Source organism: Nocardioides sp. YIM 152315, assembly GCF_029210375.1.
In the GTDB taxonomy this organism is placed as follows: Bacteria; Actinomycetota; Actinomycetes; order Propionibacteriales; family Nocardioidaceae; genus Nocardioides.
Map to the genome: position 1 here is coordinate 23,941 of NZ_JARGER010000044.1, position 6,440 is coordinate 30,380.

At 73.3% G+C, this 6,440-nt stretch carries 5 protein-coding genes; all 5 read right to left on the bottom strand.

Translation table 11 applies throughout. The annotated features are described in order from the left end of the window. Nucleotides 1-5: 5 nt before the first annotated feature. The 5 genes from PZ894_RS22020 to PZ894_RS22040 are packed head-to-tail and all read right to left on the bottom strand — an operon-like array spanning nucleotide 6 to nucleotide 6,073. A complete protein-coding gene (locus PZ894_RS22020) occupies nucleotides 6-2,978 on the bottom strand; it encodes a bifunctional [glutamine synthetase] adenylyltransferase/[glutamine synthetase]-adenylyl-L-tyrosine phosphorylase (RefSeq protein ID WP_275748093.1) in 2,973 nt (990 codons plus the stop codon). After that, entirely contained in the window at nucleotides 2,975-3,733 is a 759-nt protein-coding gene (locus PZ894_RS22025; RefSeq protein ID WP_275748094.1) for a type 1 glutamine amidotransferase, read from the bottom strand. The genes PZ894_RS22020 and PZ894_RS22025 overlap by 4 nt, the downstream gene beginning before the upstream one ends. Next, on the bottom strand, nucleotides 3,730-4,083 hold the full coding sequence (locus PZ894_RS22030; protein WP_275748095.1) for a hypothetical protein: 354 nt from the start codon (nucleotides 4,081-4,083) through the stop codon (nucleotides 3,730-3,732). Before PZ894_RS22030 ends, PZ894_RS22025 begins: the two co-directional genes overlap by 4 nt. Beyond that, on the bottom strand, nucleotides 4,083-5,423 hold the full coding sequence (gene glnA / locus PZ894_RS22035; RefSeq protein ID WP_275748097.1) for a type I glutamate--ammonia ligase: 1,341 nt from the start codon (nucleotides 5,421-5,423) through the stop codon (nucleotides 4,083-4,085). The genes PZ894_RS22030 and glnA overlap by 1 nt, the downstream gene beginning before the upstream one ends. Nucleotides 5,424-5,452: 29 nt before the next feature. Then, complete coding sequence (locus PZ894_RS22040; RefSeq protein WP_275748099.1) at nucleotides 5,453-6,073, bottom strand: hypothetical protein; 621 nt, start codon at nucleotides 6,071-6,073, stop codon at nucleotides 5,453-5,455. Nucleotides 6,074-6,440: the final 367 nt, after the last annotated feature.

Here is a 6,440-nt window from a genome sequence, read left to right on the forward strand (position 1 = left end):
CCGGCCTAGCCCCAGAACACCCGGTCGACGACACCCCGCGCGAGCCGCGTGTAGCGGAGCTGGTCGTTGACCATGGCGTCGGAGGAGCCCGCCGGGTAGCCGAGGATCGCCGCGACCGCGGCCCGCTCCCGGATGTCGTGCGGGAGCTCGTCGCCCGGCTTGCCGCGCACGAGCGTGACGGCGTTGCGGACCCGGCTGACCCGTCGCCAGCTCTGCTGCAGCACGGCGGCGTCGTCGTCCCCGATCAGGCCGGCGTCCCTGGCGGCGGCCAGCGCGTCGAGGGTGCGTGACGTGCGCAGGGCAGGGGTGGTGCCGGCGTACCGCATCTGCAGCAGCTGCACGGTCCACTCGATGTCGGCGAGACCGCCGCGGCCGAGCTTGAGGTGGGTGTGCGGGTCGGCGCCGCGCGGCAGCCGCTCGGAGTCGACGCGGGCCTTGATCCGGCGCACCTCGACGACGTCGTCGTCGGTGATGCCCTCGGGCGGGTAGCGCAGCGGCTCGATGAGCTCCTCGAAGCGACGCCGCAGGTCGAGGTCGCCGACGACCGCGTCCGCGCGCAGCAGCGCCTGCGCCTCCCAGACCTTCGACCACTTCGCGTAGTAGGCGGCGTAGGCGTCGAGCGTGCGCACCAGCGGACCCTGTCGGCCCTCCGGCCGCAGGTCGGCGTCGACCTCGAGGGCCGGGTCCGGGCCGGGCAGCGCGAGGAGCCGCCGCAGCTCGTTGGCGACCGCCTGGGCGTACGACGCGGCCGCCTGCGGGTCGGCGCCGGGCATCGGGTCGTGCACGAACATCACGTCGGCGTCGCTGCCGTAGGACAGCTCGAACCCTCCGTACCGGCCCATCGCGACGACCGCCATCCGGGTCGGCGCCTCGTCCACGCCCCGGTGGGTGCGGGTGGCCCGGCCGGCGATCTCCAGCGTGGCCTCGAGCGTGGCGTCGGTGAGCCGGGACAGGCCGGCGCCGACGTCGGCCACGTCGGTGAGCCCGAGCAGGTCACCGGCCGCGATCCGCAGCAGCTCGCGGCGCCGGACGCCGCGGATGGCGCGGACGGCGTCCTCGGGGTCGTCGTGCCGGCCGGCCGAGGCGACCATCTCCTCGGTCAGCGCCTCGGCCGTCAGCGGCTGCAGGTCACGCCCGAGCATCCGGACGCCCTGCGGCTCCCGCTCGAGCAGGTCGGTGGCGTAGCGCGAGGTCGCGAGGATCCGGGCCAGGCGCTCGGCCACCTCGCCCTCGTCGCGCAGCGTGGAGAGGTACCACGGCGTGGCGCCGAGCGACTCGCTGATCCGGCGGAACCCCCACAGCCCGGCGTCCGGGTCGGGCGCGTCGGCGAACCACGACAGCATCACCGGCAGCAGCGTCCGCTGGATCTGGGCGGTGCGGCTGACCCCGGAGGTCAGCGCCTCGAGGTGGCGCAGCGCGGCGCGCGGGTCGGCGAAGCCCAGGGCGCCCAGCCGCCGTTCGGCCGCCTCCGGCGACAGCCGCGCCTCGTCGCCCGGGATCCGCGCGACGGCGGCGAGCAACGGCCGGTAGAAGAGCTTCTCGTGCAGCCGACGCACCTCGCGGCGGTGGTGCTGCCAGGTCTTGTCGAGGACACCGACCGGGTCCGAGAGGTGGTTCAGGCTGCGGCCCAGACGGCGCAGCGACGCCTCGTCCTCGGGCACGACGTGGGTGCGGCGCAGCCCGTGCAGCTGGATGCGGTGCTCGAGCCGGCGCAGGAACGCGTAGGCCTCGTGCAGCGCCTCCCCGTCGTCGCGCCCGACGTACCCGCCCCGCGTGAGCTCGGCAAGCGCGCTGAGCGTGGCCGGCGGCCGCACCCGTTCGTCGGCGCGGCCGTGGACGAGCTGCAGCAGCTGGACGGCGAACTCCACGTCTCGCAGCCCGCCGGCACCGAGCTTGAGCTGACGCTCGGCGTCCTTGGCCGGGATGTGGTCGAGCACCCGGCGGCGCATCGCCTGGGTGTCCTCGACGAACCGGTCGCGTTCCGCGGCCGACCACACGAGGGGCGCGGTGGCGTCGACGAACTCCCGGCCCAGCGCCAGGTCGCCGGCCACGGGTCGCGCCTTGAGCAGCGCCTGGAACTCCCATGTGCTCGCCCAGCGCTCGTAGTAGCTCTCGTGGCTCGCGATCGTGCGCACCAGCGGCCCGGCCTTGCCCTCGGGCCTGAGGTTGGCGTCGACCGGCCAGATCGTGCCCTCGCCGGTGTGGTCGGAGCAGACGCGCATCAGGTGGCTGGCGAGCTGGGTCGCGGCCTTGAGGGCGGACTGCTCGTCGGCGCCGTCCGCGGGCGCGTAGGCGAAGATGACGTCGACGTCGGAGACGTAGTTGAGCTCGTGGCCGCCGCACTTGCCCATCGCGATCACCGCCAACCGTGCCAGCGCCGCGTCCGGCACCCGCTGCCGGGCGACCGCGAGCGCCGCCTCGAGCGTGCCGGCGGCGAGGTCGGAGAGCTCGGCGGCCGCGTCGTCGACGGAGAGGTGGTGGGTGAGGTCGCGGGCCGCGACGCGCACCAGCAGGCGGCGGTACTCGACCCGCAGCGCGTCGACCGCCGCGGCGTCCGGCAGCGTCGCGACGGGTACGTCGGCGCCGGGGTCCGCCCCGACGGCGACCAGCAGCGCCTCCCGCATCGCCCAGGCGGCCGTCCGGGTCGACCCCAGCGACGGGTCGGTCAGCTCCTCCCAGTGCCCCGGGTGGCGCACGAGATGGTCGGTCAGCGCCTCGCTCGCCCCGAGCACGCACAGGAGACGCATCGCGGTGCCCTCGTCCCCGACGAGCGCCTCGACCAGCGCGTCGGCGTCCTGCGCGGTGCCGCGCAGCCGGACCAGCCCGTCGAGCGCGGCGTCGGGGTCGGCCGTGCGCCCCAGCACGGCGAGCAGGGGCTCGGCGGCGGAGTCCAGCCGCTCGAGCGCCGCCCGCGCGGAGTCCGGGTCCTGGAAGCCCAGCCGCAGCAGGCTCCCCTTGCTGGTCGCCGCCCGGGTCATCGTCCTGGGTGGCCCGGCCCCGGGTCCGCGGACGGGTCGGCCGACGGGTCGGCCACCAGCGCCGCGAAGGACTCCGCGAGCGGTCGCCACGCCCCGTCGAGCTCGACCCGGGCCGCGCGCACGTCGGCGAGCAGGGCGTCGGTGTCGATCCCGCGGGTCGCGTGGCTGCCCCGGTCCTCCTCCGCCCAGGGCTCCAGCACGACGTCGTCGACCTCCGGGTGCAGCTGCACGCCCCACATCGCCGGCCCGAAGCGGGCGGCCTGGATCTCGCCCTCCGCGGTCGCCGCCAGCAGCGTGGCGCCGTCCGGGAGCGCGGTGACGACGTCGTTGTTCCACTGCACGCCCCGCCGCGGGGTGGCCAGCGGCCCGAGCAGCCGGTCCGCGGCCGCCTCGGCGGTCCAGCCGACCGTGAGCAGGCCGACCTGCTGGCCCCGCGGGTTTGGCGCGACCGTGCCGCCGAGCGCGACCGCGATCAGCTGGTGGCCCAGGCAGATGCCGAGCGTCGGCAGCCCGGTGTCGCGTGCCTCGCGCAGCAGCGCCTTGACCGGGCCGAGCCACGGGTGCCGGTCGTCGTCGTTCGCACCCATCGGGCCACCGAGCACCACGAGCCCGTCGTACCCGCCCAGGTCGGGCAGCCCGCCACCCGCCCGGCGGATGTCGAGGTCGCAGCCGGACTCGTCGAGCCAGGCGCCGATCCACCCGACCGGGCACTCGGCGTCGGGCTCGACGACGAGCACCAGCGGGCGCCCGCTCATCGGGTCCCCCGCTCCGGAGCGACGGTGACGACCAGCAGTCCGATGCCGGTGATGACCGTGAGCAGGCCGACCCAGATCGGGACGAGCAGCACCGACAGCACCGTGGTCGCGACGCCGGTCGCGATGCAGAGCCGGCGGGCGGCGGCGGTTCGGTCGCGGACTGCGCGCAGCGTCACGCCGGCGAGCACCCCGAGCACGACGGCGATCGCGAGCACCACCGCGCCGTACGGGACATAGTCGCCGAAGACCAGCGGCAGCCCCAGCACGACGAGCACGACGCCGAAGCCCGCGACGACGTAGAGCAGGCGACGCAGCACCTTGGCACGGTCGTCGGTGAGGAAGTCGACCATCAGATCACCGGCAGCATGCGGTCGCGCTCGTACGCCGAGACCTGGCCGCGGTAGTCGTCCCACTCGGCGCGCTTGTTGCGCAGGAAGAAGTCGAAGACGTGCTCCCCGAGCGTCTCGGCCAGCAGCTCGGAGTCCTCGGCGACCACGATCGCGTCGTGGAGGCTCTTCGGCAGCGGGTCGATGCCGAGACTCTTGCGCTCGCGCTCCGAGAGCGACCAGACGTCGTCCTCGGCCTCGCGGGGGAGCTCGTAGCCCTCCTCGATGCCCTTCATGCCGGCGGCGAGCACCGCGGCGTACGCGAGGTAGGGGTTGCAGGCCGCGTCGAGGCTGCGCAGCTCGATGCGCGTCGACTGGCCCTTGAGCGGCTTGTACATCGGGACGCGGATCATCGCCGACCGGTTGTTGTGGCCCCAGCAGACGTACGACGGGGCCTCGGCGCCCCACATCATCCGCTTGTAGCTGTTGACCCACTGGTTGGTGACGCAGCTGATCTCACTGGCGTGCCTGAGGATGCCGGCGATGAACTGGCGGCCGGTCTTGGACAGCTGGTACTCGGCGCCGGCCTCGAAGAACGCGTTGTTGTCGCCCTCGAAGAGCGAGACGTGGGTGTGCATGCCCGAGCCCGGCTGGTCGGTGAACGGCTTGGGCATGAACGACGCCCAGATGCCCTGCGTCAGCGCGACCTCGCGGACCACGGTACGGAACGTCATGATGTTGTCGGCGGTCGTCAACGCGTCGGCGTACCGCAGGTCGATCTCCTGCTGGCCCGGGCCTCCCTCGTGGTGGCTGAACTCCACCGAGATGCCCATCGACTCCAGCATCGTGATCGCCTCGCGCCGGAAGTCGGCGCCCATCGACTGCGCGGTGTGGTCGAAGTAGCCGCTCCGGTCGACGGGCACCGGCTCGGCGCCGGCCTCCGGCACCTCCTTGAAGAGGTAGAACTCGATCTCCGGGTGCGTGTAGAACGTGAAGCCCTGGTCGGCCGCCCGGCTCAGCGTGCGCTTGAGCACGTAGCGCGGGTCGGCGTACGACGGCGACCCGTCGGGCATCGAGATGTCGCAGAACATCCGCGCGGTCGACGGGCCGTCGCCGCTGCGCCACGGCAGGATCTGGAAGGTCGACGGATCGGGCTTGGCGAGCATGTCGGACTCGTAGACGCGGGCGAAGCCCTCGATCGACGAGCCGTCGAAGCCGATGCCCTCCGAGAACGCCTGCTCGAGCTCCGCCGGCGCCACCGCGACCGACTTCAGGAAGCCGAGCACGTCGGTGAACCAGAGCCGGACGAACCGGACGTCACGCTCCTCGAGAGCGCGGAGAACGAAGTCTTCCTGCTTGCCCATGGGGAGAGCCTATGGGCTGGCGCCGCGGGTCAGCCGCGAGGTCCGCAGACGTTCACGTCCTGCGAGGCGAGCACGCCGCGGTAGGCCCGGCGCATCGGCTGGAGCCACGACTCCGTGGTGGTCGCGTAGGCGATGCTGCCGTCCACGCTGCCACGCACCCCGTCGACGCGGACCTTGCGCACGGTGAGCGGGATGGTGACCTCGTCGCGGCGGGTGCCCTCCCAGCACGCCGAGGCCCGCCTCGCGTGTCGGGCGTCCGTGAAGGCGACCTCGTCGCCGACGCCGTGGCCGGCGTAGCGGAACGCCACGGACGTCACGGCGGCCAGCTGGCCGTCCCACGGCGCGTCGACCTGCACCGACATCCCCCACGTGTGGCGGCTGCGGACCGTGAAGGTCGCCGTACCGTCGTCGACCACGGCCCGCGGGCCGTCCCAGACGCGCACGGGGTGCTTCTTCGAGTCCGTCCAGCGGGCCTGGACGAGCGACAGCTCGCAGCCCTCGCAGTCGGGGACCTCGAAGGTGAGGGTCGTCCTGTGGTGCGGCGCGCTCGCGGTCGCGGCGTCGGCGACCGGGAGCACGGCGGTGCCGGCGTACAGGCCGGCGACGGCGGCGGTGAAGGCGAGGCCGGATCGGATGGCGGTGCGGTTCATGGTGGTGCAGTCTCCCTGTGCGTGGGTTGTCGAAGTGGAGACGCCCGGAACGCGAGGTCGGTTGCATCCGAACTTGCGTGCGTCAGCGACGAGCCTCGCAGCACCCCGAAGCCAGCGTGATGTCCGTAAGCCTGCGGGTCCGCGGTGGCTTGCGACCGACAGGCTGGCTACGCGGTGAAGGCGGCCGCGGGGTTGCGGTTCGCTCCCGGCTCTCCGACCGCACCCCTCACCCGAAGTCCACCGACGAACCCCTTGTGCTTCGAACATCTGTTCGGTACACTACAGAGATGGACAAGCCGCAGGCTGTCATGTCGCAGGACATCGGTGACGAATCTGCATCAGGACATCGGTGACACTTTGAATCGTC